Annotated in this window: 23 protein-coding genes and 1 pseudogene; 3 read left to right on the forward strand and 21 right to left on the reverse strand. The window is 29.8% G+C overall.

Annotated features, from left to right (window positions below; all coding sequences use genetic code 11):
- Positions 1-34 precede the first annotated feature (34 nt).
- The 3 genes from N456_RS20445 to N456_RS20455 form a co-directional block, all read right to left on the reverse strand.
- Complete coding sequence (locus tag N456_RS20445; protein ID WP_062061369.1) at positions 35-883, reverse strand: hypothetical protein; 849 nt, start codon at positions 881-883, stop codon at positions 35-37.
- 229 nt (positions 884-1,112) lie between these two features.
- The gene (locus N456_RS20450) at positions 1,113-1,508 is read right to left on the reverse strand and encodes a hypothetical protein (protein ID WP_062061371.1); all 396 of its coding nucleotides are present in this window, start codon (positions 1,506-1,508) and stop codon (positions 1,113-1,115) included.
- A 131-nt stretch (positions 1,509-1,639) separates the two neighbouring features.
- The gene (locus N456_RS20455; protein ID WP_062061373.1) at positions 1,640-2,341 is read right to left on the reverse strand and encodes a DNA alkylation repair protein; all 702 of its coding nucleotides are present in this window, start codon (positions 2,339-2,341) and stop codon (positions 1,640-1,642) included.
- A gap of 133 nt (positions 2,342-2,474) precedes the next feature.
- Here N456_RS20455 and N456_RS20460 point away from each other — a divergent pair, with 133 nt between their 5' ends.
- Positions 2,475-4,790 (forward strand): type IA DNA topoisomerase, encoded by a 2,316-nt coding sequence (locus N456_RS20460; RefSeq protein ID WP_062061375.1) that lies wholly within the window; start codon positions 2,475-2,477, stop codon positions 4,788-4,790.
- Between the two features lie 29 nt (positions 4,791-4,819).
- Here the strand turns inward: N456_RS20460 and N456_RS20465 are convergent, their stop codons facing one another.
- Positions 4,820-5,518 carry a DUF2490 domain-containing protein gene (locus N456_RS20465; RefSeq protein WP_082422611.1) on the reverse strand — a complete coding sequence of 233 codons (699 nt, stop codon included), beginning with the start codon at positions 5,516-5,518 and terminating at the stop codon, positions 4,820-4,822.
- A gap of 502 nt (positions 5,519-6,020) precedes the next feature.
- Positions 6,021-6,248 carry a hypothetical protein gene (locus N456_RS25280; protein ID WP_062061377.1) on the reverse strand — a complete coding sequence of 76 codons (228 nt, stop codon included), beginning with the start codon at positions 6,246-6,248 and terminating at the stop codon, positions 6,021-6,023.
- A 55-nt stretch (positions 6,249-6,303) separates the two neighbouring features.
- On the opposite strand from N456_RS25280, the gene N456_RS25285 reads away from it, so the two are divergent.
- On the forward strand, positions 6,304-6,459 hold the full coding sequence (locus tag N456_RS25285) for a hypothetical protein (RefSeq protein WP_338021440.1): 156 nt from the start codon (positions 6,304-6,306) through the stop codon (positions 6,457-6,459).
- Positions 6,460-7,005: 546 nt separating this feature from the next.
- On the opposite strand, the gene N456_RS20475 is transcribed toward N456_RS25285, so the two are convergent.
- The 6 genes from N456_RS20475 to N456_RS20500 all read right to left on the reverse strand — a co-directional run bounded on the left by N456_RS20475 (position 7,006) and on the right by N456_RS20500 (position 10,566).
- Positions 7,006-7,224, reverse strand: coding sequence for a hypothetical protein (locus N456_RS20475; RefSeq protein ID WP_062061380.1), 219 nt, complete (start codon positions 7,222-7,224; stop codon positions 7,006-7,008).
- A gap of 33 nt (positions 7,225-7,257) precedes the next feature.
- Positions 7,258-7,686 (reverse strand): hypothetical protein, encoded by a 429-nt coding sequence (locus tag N456_RS20480; protein WP_148639393.1) that lies wholly within the window; start codon positions 7,684-7,686, stop codon positions 7,258-7,260.
- A gap of 6 nt (positions 7,687-7,692) precedes the next feature.
- A complete protein-coding gene (locus tag N456_RS20485; protein ID WP_062061385.1) occupies positions 7,693-8,235 on the reverse strand; it encodes an RNA polymerase sigma factor in 543 nt (180 codons plus the stop codon).
- Positions 8,236-8,449: 214 nt separating this feature from the next.
- Positions 8,450-9,241, reverse strand: coding sequence for a hypothetical protein (locus N456_RS20490; protein WP_062061388.1), 792 nt, complete (start codon positions 9,239-9,241; stop codon positions 8,450-8,452).
- Positions 9,242-9,345: 104 nt separating this feature from the next.
- On the reverse strand, positions 9,346-9,942 hold the full coding sequence (locus N456_RS20495) for a hypothetical protein (RefSeq protein WP_148639394.1): 597 nt from the start codon (positions 9,940-9,942) through the stop codon (positions 9,346-9,348).
- Positions 9,943-10,032: 90 nt separating this feature from the next.
- Positions 10,033-10,566, reverse strand: coding sequence for a hypothetical protein (locus N456_RS20500; RefSeq protein WP_148639395.1), 534 nt, complete (start codon positions 10,564-10,566; stop codon positions 10,033-10,035).
- Positions 10,567-10,820: 254 nt separating this feature from the next.
- Between N456_RS20500 and N456_RS20505 the strand changes: the two are divergent.
- Positions 10,821-11,439 (forward strand): annotated as a pseudogene (locus N456_RS20505) (class I SAM-dependent methyltransferase).
- A 51-nt stretch (positions 11,440-11,490) separates the two neighbouring features.
- Here the strand turns inward: N456_RS20505 and N456_RS20510 are convergent.
- The 10 genes from N456_RS20510 to N456_RS20555 form a co-directional block, all read right to left on the reverse strand.
- A complete protein-coding gene (locus tag N456_RS20510; protein WP_062061396.1) occupies positions 11,491-12,036 on the reverse strand; it encodes a GNAT family N-acetyltransferase in 546 nt (181 codons plus the stop codon).
- Positions 12,037-12,048: 12 nt separating this feature from the next.
- Positions 12,049-12,462 (reverse strand): hypothetical protein, encoded by a 414-nt coding sequence (locus N456_RS20515; protein ID WP_062061399.1) that lies wholly within the window; start codon positions 12,460-12,462, stop codon positions 12,049-12,051.
- Between the two features lie 103 nt (positions 12,463-12,565).
- Positions 12,566-13,231, reverse strand: a complete 666-nt coding sequence (locus N456_RS20520) for a hypothetical protein (RefSeq protein ID WP_062061402.1) — start codon at positions 13,229-13,231, stop codon at positions 12,566-12,568.
- A 111-nt stretch (positions 13,232-13,342) separates the two neighbouring features.
- Complete coding sequence (locus N456_RS20525; RefSeq protein ID WP_062061405.1) at positions 13,343-14,056, reverse strand: class I SAM-dependent methyltransferase; 714 nt, start codon at positions 14,054-14,056, stop codon at positions 13,343-13,345.
- A 110-nt stretch (positions 14,057-14,166) separates the two neighbouring features.
- Positions 14,167-15,000 carry a toxin-antitoxin system YwqK family antitoxin gene (locus N456_RS20530; protein WP_062061408.1) on the reverse strand — a complete coding sequence of 278 codons (834 nt, stop codon included), beginning with the start codon at positions 14,998-15,000 and terminating at the stop codon, positions 14,167-14,169.
- A 322-nt stretch (positions 15,001-15,322) separates the two neighbouring features.
- Complete coding sequence (locus N456_RS20535) at positions 15,323-16,276, reverse strand: hypothetical protein (RefSeq protein WP_062061411.1); 954 nt, start codon at positions 16,274-16,276, stop codon at positions 15,323-15,325.
- 195 nt (positions 16,277-16,471) lie between these two features.
- The gene (locus N456_RS20540) at positions 16,472-17,026 is read right to left on the reverse strand and encodes a DUF4274 domain-containing protein (protein WP_062061414.1); all 555 of its coding nucleotides are present in this window, start codon (positions 17,024-17,026) and stop codon (positions 16,472-16,474) included.
- A gap of 193 nt (positions 17,027-17,219) precedes the next feature.
- Positions 17,220-17,699: a hypothetical protein gene (locus N456_RS20545; RefSeq protein WP_062061417.1), complete on the reverse strand. Its 480-nt coding sequence runs from the start codon at positions 17,697-17,699 to the stop codon at positions 17,220-17,222.
- Positions 17,700-17,727: 28 nt separating this feature from the next.
- Entirely contained in the window at positions 17,728-18,234 is a 507-nt protein-coding gene (locus N456_RS20550; protein WP_062061420.1) for a hypothetical protein, read from the reverse strand.
- An 83-nt stretch (positions 18,235-18,317) separates the two neighbouring features.
- A complete protein-coding gene (locus N456_RS20555; protein ID WP_062061423.1) occupies positions 18,318-18,620 on the reverse strand; it encodes a hypothetical protein in 303 nt (100 codons plus the stop codon).

The following is an 18,620-nucleotide window of genomic DNA, read 5'->3' on the forward strand; positions in this document are numbered from 1 at the left end:
ATATTTGTTAAATTAAGGTTCGACCTTTGATTTATTAAAATTCTATTTCCAGATATAAGCTACTTTGGATGTGGCTTTCTGTGATATTTTCGCCTTTTAGTATAACATCCTTATCATCAATAAGCTTTAGATTTAATACCCAATATCCAGACATGGTTAATGATAGTTTACCATCATATTTTTGTTTGGTGTTATTGTATCGTAAATCTTTGTTATTTGGAGAACTATGATTTCCCATTGATGGCATACGCGGGTCTAGTGTTATTGTATAGTTTTTGACTACAGGAAACATCATCATGTTTTCCATTTTATAAAGACCAATTGTGATATCATTTACAGCGATTTTAGGTGTTGTAGGCTCAATTAATGCTAGGATATATCTTGTGTCATCACTACCTGTTACAGTAGTTACATTTTGTTTTTCACTTTGTACAACAGTGATAGTGTCTTCTGCCTCATACTCTTGGTTGTCTACAGTATACATGATTTTTAATGACCAGCCAGAACCGTTCATTCCTGTCATTTGGTATATGATAAAACCGTTATAGAGCGTATTCTTATCTGATGCTTTTGATACAGCAGATTTTGGGCAAGAATGCCTCATTGTTTCCATTTGCATCATAGGATCCCAGTTGATTACTGCTGATTCTATATATTTGTTATCAGTATTATCCTTGATTCTAATACTAATATCGTTGTATCCAGTATAAAATTTTCCGCTTTTGGTGTATACTTCTATAGTATGGGTGTCATTAGTAATATCTTTTACTTTTATAAGATTTTCTACTTCATTTACTGGGGGTACTGCTTCGTCATCATCGTCTGAGGAACAAGAAGTGAATAAAGCGAGTAGTAAAACAGGTACTATATATTTTAATTTCATTTGTTTATAGGTATTGGTTTTTGTGTAATACGCTGTACATAAGAATGAATGAGTATTTTGTCTACTTCAAATAGTAGTTGGTATTACATAAAAAAGGGGTTTAGTAATACACTAAACTTTTTATGTTTTTTATATGTAAGTATAGTTTGGCTATACTGAATAGCTATTTAACCTTGTTTGTGAGTTAGGACAAAAGGTGTAATACTATTTATGATTTATTAAAAAAGGTTTATCCCAAAATAGGAGGAGGGATATCTATATCATAATATTTTGTAATTATACTATATGTTGTGCTATCTATAACTTCTATAGCAGTAGTTTTAGGAGTTATGATAAAATAAATACTATTCATTGGTTGTATATAGCAAAATTCTGCAGCCATCCTTTTATACTGCTGCATGGGAGCTTTGCTATTTTTTTTACTTCGATACTTCTGTAGACTTTTGCTAAGTTGGCATTTGCCATTACAACCTTTGGGGGCTTCTCTTTGTACACAAAGTGTTTTTGCTATTGTTTTTTGATTAATCAAAAAATCAACAATAATAATAGCCGTATTCATATTATATGTTACTATGATCGTAGCTAATACTGTGGCAATTAATTTATGTGTAAATGATGCTATCACAGTATCAAAAATACTGTATTAGCATAGTGTTTTTTATGATAATTGTCATTAAAACCAGAGAATGAAGAAGTTTTTTTAACCTCTTGATCGGTTATATATTTATGATTTCAAAAACAGAAGTTTTTACTTATTTAAGGTTTTCGATACACTGCTCTTGGGTAATCAGAGGATCTAACGGTATCTTTCTGCAATTCATTCAAGGCATTTTTTGCAATCCATTTTGCAGCACTACTTTCAATTGCTAACATCTCTTTAGCAACTTCAATAGCTTTTTTACGCAGATCAATATTTCGTTTTCCAATACTTCTTAATGCCCAATTTACGGCCTTTTTAACATACAACCTTTCATCGGTACATTCTCTTTTTAGTATGGGGAAGAATTGCTCAAATAAATCATTGGTTGATTTTTTATCTGCCATACAGTATGAAGCCATGATTGTAAAACCTGCTCTTTTTTCAAATTCAGGAGTTCTTTCTGTCCATTCTAATATTTTTGTAAGTGCAAATTCACTTTTTGCAAATAATCCCATACAGAAACTATCACAGATCTCCCAGTTTTCAAAAGTTTTCACCCATTTTTCCATTAATGGCTCGGTAATATCTTTTGGTTGAAATAGTTTACTACATAAAAGCCGAGCCTCATAAATACCACTATCAAAAAGTTGTATGGCAAGTGTATTATCACGCCCAATATCTTTGGCAATTACCTTTAATTCTTTATGGTAGATTCCTAAAGAATTGTTTGAAATGATCCCAAATTTCTTTTCTTTAAAAATTACTTTTTCTGGATCCTTTATTTCATAAAGGTGTTCTATGATTTCACTATAGGTCACTTATTTTCTTGATTTTTTCTTATCAAAGTTATAAAACGTAATATCATTATACTATATATACTATGATATAAATTTAAGTTGTTTTTATTAGAATTATGGTCTTACTATATTTTAACTATTTTTGTGTTTAGCTATGAAAGTATGTATTGCCGAAAAGCCAAGTGTTGCCCGTGAAATTGCTTCTGTTTTAGGAGCTAATACCAAATGTGATGGATATTATGAAGGTAATGGGTATGCGGTAACCTATACTTTTGGACACCTCTGCACACTATTTGAACCAAACGACTACAAACCGTATTGGAAAAGTTGGGATCTTAACAACCTCCCTATGTTACCCGATAAGTTTAAAACCAAGGTAGTTGATAATTCAGGAATCAAAAAACAGTTTGGTATTATAAAAAAGTTGTTTGATAAGGCGACAGTGGTTATCAACTGTGGGGATGCTGGTCAAGAAGGAGAGTTGATACAACGATGGGTTATCGATCAGGCAGATTACCAGGGAGAAGTACAACGCCTATGGATTTCGTCATTGACTACTGAAGCGATCAAAGAAGGTTTTGAAAAACTACAGCCTTCTGCACACTATGATAATTTATATTATGCAGGCTTTTCGAGAGCGATAGGAGATTGGTTATTGGGTATGAATGCTACACGTTTATATACTGTTAAACATGGAGGCTATAAGCAGGTATTATCTATTGGTAGGGTACAAACTCCTACATTGGCAATGCTGGTTAAACGGTTTAAAGAGATTCAGAATTTTAAGCCTCAGCCGTATTGGGAGTTACAAACGGTATATAGAGATACGTTGTTTAATTGTGAAGAAGGAAGATTCTTAAAAAAAGAAGAAGGAGAAGCTTTTGCCAAGGTGGTAAAAGAAAGTGATTTTGAGATCGTATCCATCACCAAGAAAAAAGGGAAAGAGTATGCTCCCAAACTTTTTGATCTTACAGGATTACAGGTGTATTGTAATACCAAGTTTGGCTTCTCGGCAGATGAAACCTTAAAAATAGCTCAGAAATTATATGAACAAAAGGTAGTTACCTATCCCAGAGTAGATACTACTTTTTTACCAAATGATGTGTATCCCAAAGTACCTGGAATATTAAAGAAATTAACGAATTATCAAAACCTGACGGAACCTATACTAGGGAAGAAGATCAAAAAATCTACAAAAATCTTTAATGATAAAAAAGTAACAGATCACCATGCTATTATTCCGACTGGAGTTGAGATCAATTTACAATACAACCAACAACAGGTATATGATAGTATTACCAAACGATTTATAGCCGTATTTTATGATGATTGTTCGGTAGCCAATACAACGGTAATCGGTAAGGCAGATACAGTAACTTTTAAAACTACGGGAAAGGAAATTCTGGAAAAAGGCTGGAGAGTAGTTTTTGAAACTCCTAATTCTAAAGAGAAAAAAGAAAAAGGAATGTTACCTTCTTTTGAAAAAGGTGAAAAAGGCCCACATGAACCTTCGTTTTTAGAAAAAGAAACCAAACCGCCTAATCAATATACCGAAGCAACTTTATTGCGTGCTATGGAAACGGCAGGAAAACAGGTAGATGATGATGAAATGCGTGAATTGATGAAAGAAAACGGTATTGGCAGACCTTCTACGAGGGCTAATATTATCGAAACGCTTTTTAAACGAAAATATATGAAACGAAATAAAAAGCAAATTCTGCCTACTCAAACAGGGATACAGCTTATTGATACGATACAAAATAAGCTGCTTACTTCTGCGGAACTTACTGGACAATGGGAAAAACAACTAAAAGAGATTGAAAAAGGAAATTTTCATGCAGGTGCTTTTATCAAGAACATGAAAAAAATGGTAGATCATTTAGTGTATGAAGTACGTACCGAAAAAATACGAGCCAATATTTCTCATACTATAACAAGTAAGGAATCTACCTCAAAAAAAGTAAAGAAAGTAGAAACTGTTACTAGTCAATCATGCCCCAAATGTAAGCAAGGGAAACTTTTAAAAGGAAAAACTGCTTATGGATGTAGTGCTTATAAAAGTGGCTGTGATTTTATGTTACCTTTTTCTTTTGAGGGCAAAAAAATATCAGAGAAGCAGTATATACGCCTATTACAAAAAGGATGTACTGTTAACTTAAAAGGGTTTAAAACTGCTGATGGTAATAAAGAAGGATTACTTCGGTTTGACGATCAATTTCAATTACATCTTGAAGAAAAGAAAACTATAAAGTCTCAAACTACCAATGAGATTCCTAATCCTATGTCATGCCCCATTTGTAAAGAAGGAACGGTGATCAAAGGAAAAACAGCATATGGTTGCAGTGCATACAAAAACGGATGCAGTTTTAGATATACATTCGATATGATTCGAGAAAAAGCCAATGGGAAACCACTGACTGCTTCATTAGTTTTTTCTTTGTTTACCGAAAGTATACATACCAATAACTAATTAGAAGTTTTTTACTCAATTTTGTAATACTAAAATTTTTGATGAAGACTTAATTGTAGCTGATTTTTACTCCAATTATTTGTGGTTTGGTTCATAACACCCATTTGAACCTTTAATCCTTTTTTTATGATATATCCAATCGCCCCATAGAATCTATTTCGATCAAAAAACTCTACTCTTTTTTCACCTCCAATACTTCGTTGACCATTAATAAAAATCTCATTATAAAAGGCAATATATAAGGTCTTTTTATCCATTTTTATAGTATTCAAAGGGATATTTAAAAATAAATTATATCGATACCTTGTTCGAAAATCTTGATCATCAACAAATCTTTGTTCGAAACGAAATCGATGATTGGTATAGAGACGATTACCAAACTGAACCGGAAATAAGGCTTCTTGATAAATTCTACTTTCCATTGTTGTAGAATTGCTATTACCGTATCTACCAGTGGTTATATTTCCATACCCAAGTGTTAGTTTAACATCAGCTTTCTTAGGTTTATAGGTTATCCCTCCACGAAGAAGTAATTGTTCAAGGTCCCCTCCAAGATCCCAATTACGGTATTGAATATCTCCTTGCACTCCCCATGAACTTTCTTTAAATGTTGTAGTAAAAAAATACATATACCATGCGCCTAATTTATCTTCATTTATCTGAGCTTCTACTATTTTTGGGAAGAAGAAAGAAACACTTATTATCGCTAATAATACACTTTTATTCATTTTTAAATAATATTATAAATACTAATTTAAGCTTTAGTTAGTGTTATTAATCAAGATGTTTGTATAGAGGTATCAAAAACAAACTATTTGAGCAATGTTATCTTAATATAGTATTACATTTTATTAAACCAAAGCTACTTAATTTCTCTTTTTATTAAAAAATTAGTTAAGTAAAATTTTAAAAAAACGTAATATGTATACAATTTGATGAGAGAGGATTTATCTAAAAAATTATTAGATTTAAATTTGATGAACTCTGTTTTTTTTGAATAATACTTTGATAGAGAAAGGATTCCTTTTGATTAAGGAAGGATATAAAATTTTCAACACATATTTTTAGATAAAGTTAATTAAGAAATTTTTTATTTCTCGGATTTTAGTAATTTTTCAACTAGCAAAGTCAATTTTTCAATTTCTTTTTCTTGCTTTTCTATTTTCGAATTCTGTTTTTTTAGTTGTAAGATTTCTTTTTGTTGTTGGATTGTATATAATGTTAGTTCCTCTATTTTTTAAGAAGATTCATATCCATTTGAGCTAAAAATACTCCATTTTGTTCAAAATCTTTTGCTGATGGAATTTCAGGAAGGTGACTATTTTTAAGGATGAATTTTTCTACTTCTTCAATACTTTTTAAATCATAATCTTTTTTAAAAACATAATCAGGAGCAGGAACACTTAGATCAATTTTTACTTCTTCGGCATGTATTTGTCCCTTAACAGATAGTTTCATATCTGGATTTGTTGTGCCAATTCCTACATTATCATTTTTGATAGATAAAACTTCTATGTCATTTTTAACTCTACTTTGTTGTATTATTCCTAATCTAATCCCACTGGCATCACCTAAAGTTTTAAATAAAAATGAATGTGATTTGTTTTCATCAACACTAGCTTCATTAGCGTTTCCTAATTTGATTCCGTTTTCATTAGCCGAGTTGTAATATTTATCTATGCTGAGGTCAAGCTTTTCAGCAGGGTTTGTTGTGCCAATTCTTATATTATCATTTTTAATAGATAAGACTTCTATATCATCTTTAACTCTACTTTGTTGAATTATCCCTAATCTAATTCCATTAGCATCACCTAAGGTTTTGAATAAAAATGAATGTGAAGCATTATTATTAACACTAGCTTCGTTTGAGTTTCCTAGCTTAATTCCATTTTCATTAGCAGAGTTATAATATTTATGAACACTAAGGTCAAGTTTTTCAGATGGGTTAGAGGTTCCAATACCAACATGGTCAGTGGTTGTTAAACTCTTTCCAACATCACTCCATTGAGCGTTTAATGTAAGGGTTAATCAGGAAATAGATAATACCGTAATTGATTTTTTCATGTTTATAAAATTTGGATTTACAAATATATGTCTTAACATGGCATAATGTTACCCCTATTATCGAAAAATATTAAAATACGATACACATACAAATCAATACGATCTACCGATTTTTATAATTAACTATTTGTATTTCGAGTACAAATCTAAATCAGGTTGTTAATACGTTGATATAAAAACCATGTACCCGAATCAATTTAATGATTTCTTCTTCTGTAAGATGAGAAACAGCTTCGATTCTAAGTACATTATCAATATCTTCAAGATCTATTGACCATCTTAAAATTCCAGAATGTTTATCGAGTATAGGTGTTACATCTTTCACTTTTTGTTTTGATTTAATATCGGTTCGAAATATTAGGAGCTCCATAGTAAAAAATTAAAAAAAGAATAAGATTTCATATTATTCTGATTCGGTATCCGAATCTGATTTGTTCTCTTCAGTTTTGTTAGATTGTAGTCGTTCGAGGTATTGTGCGTATAATTCATCACCTTCTTCTTTCCAAAATTTATCATAGTGTTTCCATTTCGAAAAATCGCTTTTAGAATCATTCTTACATTTAGATTCATCGCTTTTAGATGATTTTTTACTGCTACTACTGCCACCACAACCTCCTAGTAAAATTTTAAACAATATAAATATACCAACTGCCTGCCAGTACGTAATTGTGGTTAATCCAAAAATATCGGGCATTAACCAATTCCATAACCACATAATTATGAAGCCAAATAAAATGACTAATCCAGTTATGGCTATGGCTCCAAAGATGATTATTCCTACAATTTCTATTGGAGATCTTTTTCTCATTTTATGGGTGAAAAAATTCATCATGATGTATTAATTTTTATGTTTTATAAGTTCTAACTCTAATTTTTTGTATAATATTCCTATTGCCCGATGTCTTCTAGACATTAATGTTCCTTCTGGGATTCCAGTTTCTTTAGAAATTTCTTTATAGGAGTATCCTTCAAAGTCTACAGCTATAATAATATCTCTATACCACGGTTTTAATTGCTGAATACATTTTTTTAAAACAGGGATCATTTTTTCTGAGGTATTGTAATCTGATGCTTGATGTAACATTTCTGCTAAGCCCAGATATTCATCGTTAGTATCTATGGGTTCCGTTTGTTTGGTTGTTCGCATCACATCAATGATCCTGTTTTTGATAGACCTGTATACAAAACCAGCTACATTATTTATGGGTGCATATCTGTCGGCTCCAGTGAACAGCTTTAAGGCAACGTCCTGAATAATATCTTCTGCATTTCGATGGGCGGCAGTGTCTCTTATTTTGGTATTTACATATATCTTCAATGATTGATATTCTCTACCAAAAAAGTCCTTAAGTTTTTTACTGTTTTCTGATTCCGAATTCATCTAAACCTTTTATAACGGGTCTTTGATTAAAAAGACGATACTTTTTTAATCTATTGCATTTTTTTTGCTTTTATTTTAAAAAAAATAAAGATAGTCTAGGTTTGTTAGTAATGATGAGGAGTAACAGTGATATTGATTTTTTTGAGAGGAGATTCTTTTTTAATGCACCTCCTAGATTACTGGAGAATTTGTTTTTATAAAACGGATCTGATTTTTAATTTGCCGTATAATAGAAAAAATTAGCATTTATTCTTTTGTAACTCATGATTTCAAATAAATTATTATCTGTTTCCATGTATCCATCAAGAGTGTAGAAATAGCCATATGAATTATCTGTAAAACCATCAATGAGAAAAAATATTCCTTTGTTAGATTTATATGCAGAATAAATGTTTAATTGAGAAAGCAGACTTAAAATCTCATTTTGTTGAGTTGAAAATTTCGTATTCTTTAATCGTATAATTTTATTAGATAAAGGAAAAGGAGAATCTTTGGGTATTCTATAACTCCAATAGGTGTTATTTTCTTTATAAATATTATCAATTCTTTTTATTAGACTTTGGTTAAGGAAAATTTTATTTGAAGATTCAAGTGTTTTTTTTGATAATTCTTTAAATTTTAGAATATTGTGGTTGACGAAGTTTGAATACTTATTTACATTTAATATACCTTCATTCAAAAAATCATTAGGTTTACGAGATGCTTCTTTTGTAGTTAGATGATATTTTTTGGCAAGACTTCCCCAAATAAAATTTGGAATCGTACTTGCAGAATGAATAGTATCTATTGCCCATACTTTATTACTTTTTAATGGTCTAATATCCCATTTTGAAAACGGTTTGCTATAGAATATAAATTGGTCTAATGAAATAGAATCTTTTTCAGTTTTTTTCTTTAAATATTCAAATACTTCAATACCATATTTTTTAGATTTGTAAGAGTAATTCTGCCCAAATACCAAATGAGAAGCAGATATCAATAATATGATTATAAAATTATTTATCATTTATATGTAGTCTGATTTATTTACTGTAAGTTGATATAAGTCTAGAGATATAATAGTGAAATGTTATTCTATGTTTGAGTAGATTATAAAACTACGTATTTGATTCAATTTTTACTAAATGGGACTATATTTGATTTATAAGATTCGTTTAGATCTTTAATTAACAAATTTAATCTCTCTAAATCAATAATTTCTAATAAAAGTAAATGATGAAACATTGAATATTGGTAGTCATAACTCAAATTAGGATTAACTTTATTAAATCGTTTGCTCAAATAATCATTTCTATGATTGAACAATTTTTGAATAAATGTTTTCATTTCTTTTCTCGTTGGAGCATTTTTATAAAATTCTATTCCTTCACAATCGTAACATTTAAGAACGGTTGAACTGGTTTTAAAGTTAATGATCCCAACAACTCCACCTAAAAGAAATGTTAAAATCACTCCATATATTTTCCCCAAATTATCAACATTATACATTTTTATAACTAAAAACGAGAACACTATTAAAACAAATAATACTATAATAAGTAAGTAATGAATAGGGTTAAACTTTAATGAAACAAATTCGTCAGAAATATTTTCAAATGGAATTATTCGGTTGCTTGTTCCAAATGAACTTTTTTCAGACACTTTTAATCCACTAGGCATGATAAGAAAAACTCGCTTTTCTCCTCGATAATTCTGTTCTAATCTCAAAATTTAAATTTTATTTTTTACATCATAAGTATATGTCACAATAGTGTAAAATGTTACCTGATAATTGAATATTATTGAAAGCCGTACATTTTATTCTTTTGCCCCCTTAGTCTTATATTTTTTAAATAGATATTTATCTGGTATCGGTGAGTCTTTGGTTTCATTGGTAAACATAGTACTTGCAATCCACCATCTGTTTTTGGAGTATACTAATTGATAGCTGTTGATTCCTCTCTTTTCATAAGTACCCGTTAGGTTTTTACAATAATAACTCTGAAATACGTTTGCTATTCCGTTAAACTCATTTATTGTTAATCCAATAGCATATTCTTCAAATCCATTTTTGGCATATAGAGGTCCTACATTTCTTACAAATTCTTCTAAGCTCATTACGCGTACTTTACTTTTGCCATCTTTTGTTTTTCCTATTGATATTTTTTGAGCTCTTGGTAAAAACAAGTTCCTATAAGCATCCCAATTTCTTTTTTCTCCTATGTCTCCAGATATCAATGCTATCATTTTACTAGTGATACCTTCTATGGATTGTACAGATAATGTGTCTATTTGTCCTGATATATTTGATTGAATTCCAATTATGAACAGTAATAGTATTATATTTTTCATGTTTATTTGTTTTTTGATGATGTTTCTTTTCTTGTAATCTATTCTATATTGTTTTTTTAGTTCTGGTTGAGACAATGACTAAGGTAAAAAATAATTAGATGATCTCTAATACTCGAATACTATCTATATATTCAATTAGTTTTATTTATAATTTGTACGTTTGTTTAAGCATTATATAGATCAATAGCCTGTTTATGAAGAAGGAAAATAATGAGACTAAAAAAATAAAAAAGCCTTGATCCACTAAAGATGCTATGGAGTAGATTTATGAAATGAAACTTTGGGGAGGTAACAAATTTGATTTTTATTCGGGTATAGGATCGTATCGTTCTGATATCATACACCCATATATAGATGTTGTGACATCATTTTTGATATCGTTTAAAAATCCGCTAACGGTATGTGATTTGGGTTGTGGAGATTTTAATGTAAGAAAAGAATTCGTAAAACATACTAAGAACTATATCGCAGTAGATATCGTAGCAGATCTTATAACCTATAATAAAGAAAAATTTAAGGAAGAAAATTTAGAATTCCATTGTTTGGATATTGCTGTAGATGATTTACCTTCTGGAGATTGTGTTCTATTAAGGCAAGTGCTACAGCATTTATCAAATGCAGAAGTACAAAGCATAGTGAATAAGTTAAGTGATTTTAAATATGTTATTGTAACAGAACATATCCCTGAAGGGGATTTTATACCCAATAATGATATTATTTCTGGACAAGGAATTAGACTAAAAAAAGAAAGTGGTGTACACTTATCAGCTCTTCCGTTTAATTTTAAGGTAAAAGAAGAAAAACGATTATTGTCTGTTGTTTTAGATAATGGTAAAGGATGTTATAGCAACTACATTTTATAACGTATTTTAAACTATACTTATGTTGATGTTTTAGTAGTTTAAAAATAATAAAAAAGACGTGTTATCTGTTGTTTTTTGATGCTACCCACTCCGATTTACTAATTGTATACCAGTTGTGAGGTTTCCCCTCATAATCAAAAGTTTCAATAAATTGAAGCCCTATTTTTTGTAACACTTTATTAGACGCTATATTATTTACATCTGCTGCGGCACAAATTTTTTTTAGATTGAGTTTATCAAAACCATAAGCAAGAGATTCGATTGCTGTTTCGGTAGCTATTCCGTTTCCCCAATACTTTTTTCTGAGTCTATATCCCAGATCATAGTAACTCATGTCTTCTCTCAGTTTTTGCTCATATTTTAACCCTGTCCAACCCATAAAGTCATTCGTTTTTTTATCAATAACTGCCCAACGACCGATTCCGTTTTCCAGATATTGATTTCGAATAAAATTGATTACTTCTTCGGCTTCTTGGATTGTTTTTATAGGGTGTTTACCTAAATACTCATGAACTTCTGGATCAGAATCCAAGTCAAAGATTCCTTGTGCATCAAAGTTCTCTAAATCTCTGATAATTAATCGTTCTGTTTCTATATGAATTTTCATGTTTTGTATCGTTTACTCTTGAATTGAATAGGCGTCTATTCTGTATCCTGTTGCATTTTGTCCCTCAGGATCTCCTATTACGATACCATAAAATATAGAGCTTTCAATGAGCACGTTTTTATTGTTGTATACAGAAAGATCCAGCTTTTCATTTTTACTTATTACTGGTATTGCAACATCATCAGCTATTAGTATTTCCCAATCCCAAAACATATGTCCAGCTCCTTTACCTTGTTTGTTTGGAGTAAACGCTCTAAGTTTTCCTTTTACAGTGGCGTGCTTATTTTTGTTTTTTTCAAGACAATCAAAGTTATCACAAGTAATATGGCTTTTATTTTTCATTTCTGTAGTTGCTTGTGTTTTTTGTCCACACGAAAAATTGATTAGTAGTATCAAAAGCAGTAAGATGTTGAATATGCTATTCATGTTTTTTTAGTATTTGAAAATATTTTTGAAAAATTACTTATAGTATTTGATACTAAACTTTGTTGTGATATACAAAATACAATGTTTTTAGCAGTTTTACATTTCAATAAGTATATAAATCGAGTTCATCAAAATCTTTAATTTCAGATAATTTTAGAAGTTTATTTATAGTTAATTCTTTCCAGGTTTCTTTAAAGATTTCATCTCCACTTTCCTCGGTATTTTCGTTAGTGTTTTCTATGATCAATTCTTTTTTGGTTAAAAAATTAATACTTATTTCTCTATTCACTATTGGGCCATGATTAGCGCTAGCATCAAAACCGATAAGTTCAAAATCAGAATTCTGAAACCTGAATGTGTATTTCCAATAGCCGTATCTTCCGTGAGCATAATGAATATAAAGCTTATTTTTCTCAATAGCTATGGATAACTGAGGAGGGTAGTAAATACCTCCATTTTCATTTTCAGAAGAAAAACAACTGTAGTTTTTAGAAGCTAATGCATAATGATCTTTTTTATTGAATAAAACAATGATACCTCTTCTGTTTCTATCTAATTCTCCTCGGTATTCGTCTATTACGAAATTGTTCTTGTCTGTTCCTTTAGTAATTATAATACAATCTTCTAAGCCGTCTTTATTTAGATCGCCATAAATTTTTTGAAAAACGACATATCCTTCAGGTAAAAAGTTATCTGGATTTTTATTTTGGGCTATACAGCTATTGTTTACCAAAACTATGAAAAATGCTACAAGTACATGTTTTTTCATATTGTTATTCTAAAATTAAGTGGATTCTCTTTTTTTGATGTCTTGAATCTTAACTATAATAATAGGTTATTGTTAATTTATGTTGTTAGCTTGAATCAATTTTATCAATGGTTATTTTATTTTTCGCCCTTTAATTCCGCTAGCACAACCATAAAAATAGGTTATATATTCTACTTCAAAATTAGGTCGTTCAAAAATTCGATGTACATTCTTTGCATTTACAAATTGTTGTGTATAAATTCCTAACATTTTATAAGTTTCTGGGCTTCCTAAGAACATCTTTCCTAAAATTGGGATGATATTTTTTAAGTAAAGCATATAAAACGGTCTTATAAATTTACTTTTTGGTACAGAAACATCTATAAGCGAAAATTTTCCATTTGGTTTTAAAATTCGGTCAATTTCATTAGCCAAATCACTAAGTTGTTTATTATTGAATGTCTTTAATCCAAATCCTGAAATAATATAGTCTGCCGTTTGATTTTTTATAGAATTGTCAAAGACATTTTCTTTTAACACTTCAATTGTCGCGTTTTTAAATTTCAATTTATTTTTCTCTGCACGATGTATCATTTCAGTAGAAAAATCAAGGCTGATTAGTGTAAAATTTTGGTCACTCTTTTTAAGAATATGTTTCCAACATTCGCCCATACCAGTCATTAGATCAACAACTGTTTTACCTTTTTCAATGTTAATTTCCTCAACGCATTGGCGTCTCCATCTTTCGCTAAACCCAAATGATGTTATATAATTTACTTTGGCATACGAATTACTCATCTTATCAAATAGTTTTTCGACAAATTTTGGTTCGTAGATTTCGTTCATCTGTACGTATTTGTAATGTTAATACGATTTTAACTTTGAAATAACACTAATAAATTGCTTCTCTTTATTTATTATTATTGGTTAGAGTAACAGTTTGTATTTGCAATTGGTTATTGTACTATATTCCCTTGGTTGTCCCATTTTTTGAGAACATCGCCTATTCGTTCTGTCTCTTTTTGCCCATTTTTGTGCCAATATATATAATCGGATGAGTTTATTTTTTCGAATTCAATTTGACCATTATCATACCAGCTTTTAATTATTTCTTCATCAAAGTACCCATCTTTAATAGATAATTTTCGCTTATTTCCTGTATTATCATATTCAATAAATTCGCCTAATATTTGTCCATTTACTACTGAGTATTCACGCTTAAGAATTCCGTTTTTTAAATAATCTTTATATTTCCCAGTATAATTTGGATCAATAGATTTACCTTCTTCATCTCTACAAAAATCATCGGGTTTCGCTACAATTTGGTGTGCAATTTTTTCTACAGCATAGTAATAATACTTGTATTTAGCTTCTAAAGTTTGGACTTTATCGAACCAATCATCATCATCTTGATTTTCTGCGAGTTCTTTTATTTCGATTTCATTCTCAATGTAAAACGCTACTGTTTTTTCTAAATTAGGAATTTCGGATTCAAAATTAAATTCCTTTGCATACAAGATTAACTTGTTGTAGTACTCTTCAACGAATTTTCTTTCTGTAAAGTCAAAAAAGAATTGAATCTTTCCATTTCTAGAAGCCCACTCATCTTCATATAATATTTCACAAAGTTCAACTCTTTTTGATACTGCTTTTTGTTCTTCGGCACTTAAACTGATTTCATCGAGAAATTCATTTGAATGTGCAATCAATTGGATCAAGGCATGAGGATTATCTCCATTTCTAAAATCACTATATAAGTAAAAATCGTATTTATTAATTTTTGGAATCATCGATCTCTGTTAATTGTAGTAGTATTAATTTTCTAATATAAGAATTAGTACAAAGCGGTAGGTTTTAATATATTGATTATTTTGTATTTAATTTTTGCCCCACATTATGCATTAGCAAATCTACTACAGCTCGAAACTGCTTCGACATATAGCACTTTGTTAAGCTTCTCAAATTAACGGTAGCCCTTCGACCTAGCTCAAGGTAAACTGCTATGCTGAATTTGATGAAACATTATATTTTATTGCATTTGCAAGCTTCATAACGAAGTTCTAATGCATAATGCGGATTTAAGCTTTAATACTATTTAAAGCAACAAATGGTTTACTTTTTAGATTCCAATTTAGCTAATCTGGATTGTAACTCAAGAAGTTTATTATTTAGTAATTCTAAATTTTCAATTTTTTTAGCTTGCTTTTTAATCTCTTTTTGTTGTTGGATTGTGTAAAGTGTCAATTCTTCAATTTTTTGAAGTAATTTAGAATCCATTTCACCAAGATAAATTCCATTTTCTTTTACTTCTTCTGCACTTGGGATATCTTTTAAATGCCCTTTTTCTTTAATGTGGTTTTCTACATCGATTAAGGTTGGTAGTTTGTAGTCGTCATAAAAGACAAAATCCGCCCATTCTGTTTCTACTTTAATTTCTTTAGCTCTTATTTTACCGTTTACAGCTAGTTTCCATCCTTTGGGATCTATTGTTCCTATTCCGATATTTCCGTTACCTCTTCCAAGTATAATTGACTCACCTGCTTGGTTTTCGAAATGAAAGGCATAATGAGTACCCAGACCTCCTTTAGAATAGATTCCATAACCACTGGTTGAAGTATTGATGAATAATGCGTTGTTGTCATTTGGCATATCCCCAGATTGTGTTAGTCTACCATTAGTAAAACGTGTTGGGCCTTTTACATGAAGTTTTGCTTGTGGAGCAGTTACTCCTATTCCAATATTTCCATTACCATTTCCAAGTATAATTGACTCACCTGCCTGATTTTCGAAATGAAAGGCATAATGAGTATCCAGACCTCCTTTAGAATAAATCCCATAACCACTAGTTGAAGTGTTGATAAATAATGCGTTATTATCATTTGGCATATCCCCAGATTGTGTTAGTCTACCATTTGTAAATCGCGTTGGACCTTTTACATGAAGTTTTGCTTCAGGGTTTTCTGTCCCAATTCCAACATTGCCATTTGATTGATGGATCTGATTCTGACTAAACCCAAAATTTAACATCCCAATTATTACTCCTATTGTGAAAATTGTTTTTCTCATTTTTTATTTAATTTTATTGTTTTATATAGTTATATATGTTGTAACAAGGCAAAATGTTACTTTAATTGTTTAATTTTTTTTTAAAATTATTTAGGTTGTTAATATCAATCTAAAATTAGGAGTACGAGATAATAGATTAGAATATCTTTTTTTATATAATAAGGTTTTATACAATACATCACCTTATTATAAACTTTACTCCACATCATACTCATCAAAGATATCATATACTTTTTGAGCGTAGTTAATTGGACTTATAGGTAATCCTTCATCAAAATCTTCTGGGTATTCTTTTAGCTCGATCTTTCCCTCTGTGGGTTTAAACATAATTTCAGGAATTTCTCTAACTACGATTTCATCCAAATAATCACTTGTCCAATCATATGCTTCGACATCACTTTTTGGATTAAAAATAATTTCATTTCCTTTATAAAACCCGGCTATATATTTTTTTTCAATTTCTTCTACAAAATCAAATCCATCAATGCCATATCCTTCTTTTTCGAGATAATCTTCTCGGTTTAAGAACTTCTTTTTCCATCTTGGAGCAGACATCCAATAGACTACCAGAATAATTGCTTTGTCTATTTTGGGATTATCTTTTATCCAGTTGCATAAAAAACTATTGCCATCAAAATTTGAAGTTATGACAGACTTATAGATATCTAATTGTGTTGCGTTTTCAAGAAATTCTAACCAAATTTTATGTTCTAGTTTTTCAAATTCCTCAGTACTTATTTTTTTCTTCATTGATTAGGGGATTTTTTATTAAACTTATAAAGTTAAAAAACATCTCCCTAAATCCCTCTTCAAAAGAGGGACTTTTGGTTCCTCTCTTTTTGAAGGATAGGCTAGATGAGGATGTTTTTTTATTTTGCAAATCACAGTTGACTGTAAGACAATTATTTCGTGTTTGTTTTACAACTCACGTTTATATTTAATATTAAAATACCTCAATATATATTTCTTTTAGTTTTTCTGACTCAATAGCTTGTTTCTCAACTGCTTCATTATGGTTACTACTGCTCTTTTTTGGCCATATATGAAATCCACCTTTCATTTTAAGTTTTAGAGATGATTGCATAATGTTTTCTATCATTTTAGGGCTAAAATGTTTACTTAAATCTGTTAAATCATTCCATATACCCCAAATACCATTTTCGTCTGCATCTCCTTTATATGAAATCTGATGAGTAGCATAGGTTTTGATCATTTCAACTTTAAAACTATCTAAGTTATAGTTTCCTTTCCAGGTAAAAGGCGCAACATCATCTATTCCTGATCCAGATATAGTATTATTTGTAAAGCACAGTTCAATAGCCATTTTATGTTGCTTGGGAGAATCGCTATAACAATAAAAACCTTCCCAATGTCCGCTTGGAAAAAAATGATGCGTTTCTGTGTTTTGAGATTTTATTGCCATTTATTCATAGGGTTTAAAATTTATTCACTTAGGTTAGTGCCATAATAATTGTTATAGACATTCCGATAATTGAAGCAATAATATTGTTACTTACCAGTTCGCTTTTTGCTATTCCATATTTTAGATTACTAATTTCCTTTATATTCATTATACCAATAAACAATAGAATAATGGCAGTAAAAATTATACATACAAAAAAATCTATTCTATTAAAGAACTCTTTATAATTCCAGTTAAATATAATAGTAGAAAGCAAGAAAAAGAAAAAGGATGTTATTAATATCCATCCAATTCTTCTATTAATAAAAATACCAACAAAAGGAATCAGGAATATTAATATCGATCTAAAGTAAGATGTTTTAGTTATGATTTTTAGATAGTTTAATAATCCGCTATTTGGTTCTATGTTAATAGCCGAATAGAAGTGTATGTTATTATAAGCACGAACTAAAACTGTAATAAATAAACCAAGTATTAATAGCTTTATTATTGGAATAAGATAGTTTTTTTTTATGTTTTCAGTTTTTACTCCCATTAATGTTTCTAATTACAAATCATGTTTACTATATATGTCATAGCAGAGCAAAATGTTACAAGATATTTTTCATAATACTTATTTTACTCCACTTCACCATACAGATAAGTTCTTGTAGCATTGCCACTTTGGCTGTTCTCAATACTATAAGCGCCAAATAACCCAATTGCAATACAAGCAATTAAAATTGTGAATTGAATTATTTTTTGTTTCCGATTTGATTCTTTCAGAATAAGAATAATAGAAAGAATTAAAAGCGTAAGAATACCTGTTTTTAGAATACCATCAATAAAAAGAGGAGTTCCAGAAAAATACCTGAAATAAAAAGCTAAATAAAGTCCAACTATACTTGAAATGAATAAGACTTTTATCGTTTTTGATTTCAT

This window comes from Aquimarina longa SW024 (assembly GCF_001401755.1).
Classification (GTDB): domain Bacteria; phylum Bacteroidota; class Bacteroidia; order Flavobacteriales; family Flavobacteriaceae; genus Aquimarina; species Aquimarina longa.

Coding starts and splice junctions, on each gene's coding strand:
- N456_RS25285 (WP_338021440.1), top strand. CDS start 6,304: ATGTCATTTTTAACTCTACTTTGTTGTATTATTCCTAATCTAATCCCA.
- N456_RS20540 (WP_062061414.1), bottom strand. CDS start 17,026: ATGAAGAAAAAAATAAGTACTGAGGAATTTGAAAAACTAGAACATAAA.
- N456_RS20460 (WP_062061375.1), top strand. CDS start 2,475: ATGAAAGTATGTATTGCCGAAAAGCCAAGTGTTGCCCGTGAAATTGCT.
- N456_RS20530 (WP_062061408.1), bottom strand. CDS start 15,000: ATGATTCCAAAAATTAATAAATACGATTTTTACTTATATAGTGATTTT.
- N456_RS20515 (WP_062061399.1), bottom strand. CDS start 12,462: ATGAATAGCATATTCAACATCTTACTGCTTTTGATACTACTAATCAAT.
- N456_RS20550 (WP_062061420.1), bottom strand. CDS start 18,234: ATGGGAGTAAAAACTGAAAACATAAAAAAAAACTATCTTATTCCAATA.
- N456_RS20520 (WP_062061402.1), bottom strand. CDS start 13,231: ATGAAAAAACATGTACTTGTAGCATTTTTCATAGTTTTGGTAAACAAT.
- N456_RS25280 (WP_062061377.1), bottom strand. CDS start 6,248: ATGAAACTATCTGTTAAGGGACAAATACATGCCGAAGAAGTAAAAATT.
- N456_RS20525 (WP_062061405.1), bottom strand. CDS start 14,056: ATGAACGAAATCTACGAACCAAAATTTGTCGAAAAACTATTTGATAAG.
- N456_RS20535 (WP_062061411.1), bottom strand. CDS start 16,276: ATGAGAAAAACAATTTTCACAATAGGAGTAATAATTGGGATGTTAAAT.
- N456_RS20500 (WP_148639395.1), bottom strand. CDS start 10,566: ATGAAAAATATAATACTATTACTGTTCATAATTGGAATTCAATCAAAT.
- N456_RS20485 (WP_062061385.1), bottom strand. CDS start 8,235: ATGAATTCGGAATCAGAAAACAGTAAAAAACTTAAGGACTTTTTTGGT.
- N456_RS20510 (WP_062061396.1), bottom strand. CDS start 12,036: ATGAAAATTCATATAGAAACAGAACGATTAATTATCAGAGATTTAGAG.
- N456_RS20490 (WP_062061388.1), bottom strand. CDS start 9,241: ATGATAAATAATTTTATAATCATATTATTGATATCTGCTTCTCATTTG.
- N456_RS20555 (WP_062061423.1), bottom strand. CDS start 18,620: ATGAAATCAAAAACGATAAAAGTCTTATTCATTTCAAGTATAGTTGGA.
- N456_RS20545 (WP_062061417.1), bottom strand. CDS start 17,699: ATGGCAATAAAATCTCAAAACACAGAAACGCATCATTTTTTTCCAAGC.
- N456_RS20475 (WP_062061380.1), bottom strand. CDS start 7,224: ATGGAGCTCCTAATATTTCGAACCGATATTAAATCAAAACAAAAAGTG.
- N456_RS20480 (WP_148639393.1), bottom strand. CDS start 7,686: ATGATGAATTTTTTCACCCATAAAATGAGAAAAAGATCTCCAATAGAA.
- N456_RS20445 (WP_062061369.1), bottom strand. CDS start 883: ATGAAATTAAAATATATAGTACCTGTTTTACTACTCGCTTTATTCACT.
- N456_RS20465 (WP_082422611.1), bottom strand. CDS start 5,518: ATGAATAAAAGTGTATTATTAGCGATAATAAGTGTTTCTTTCTTCTTC.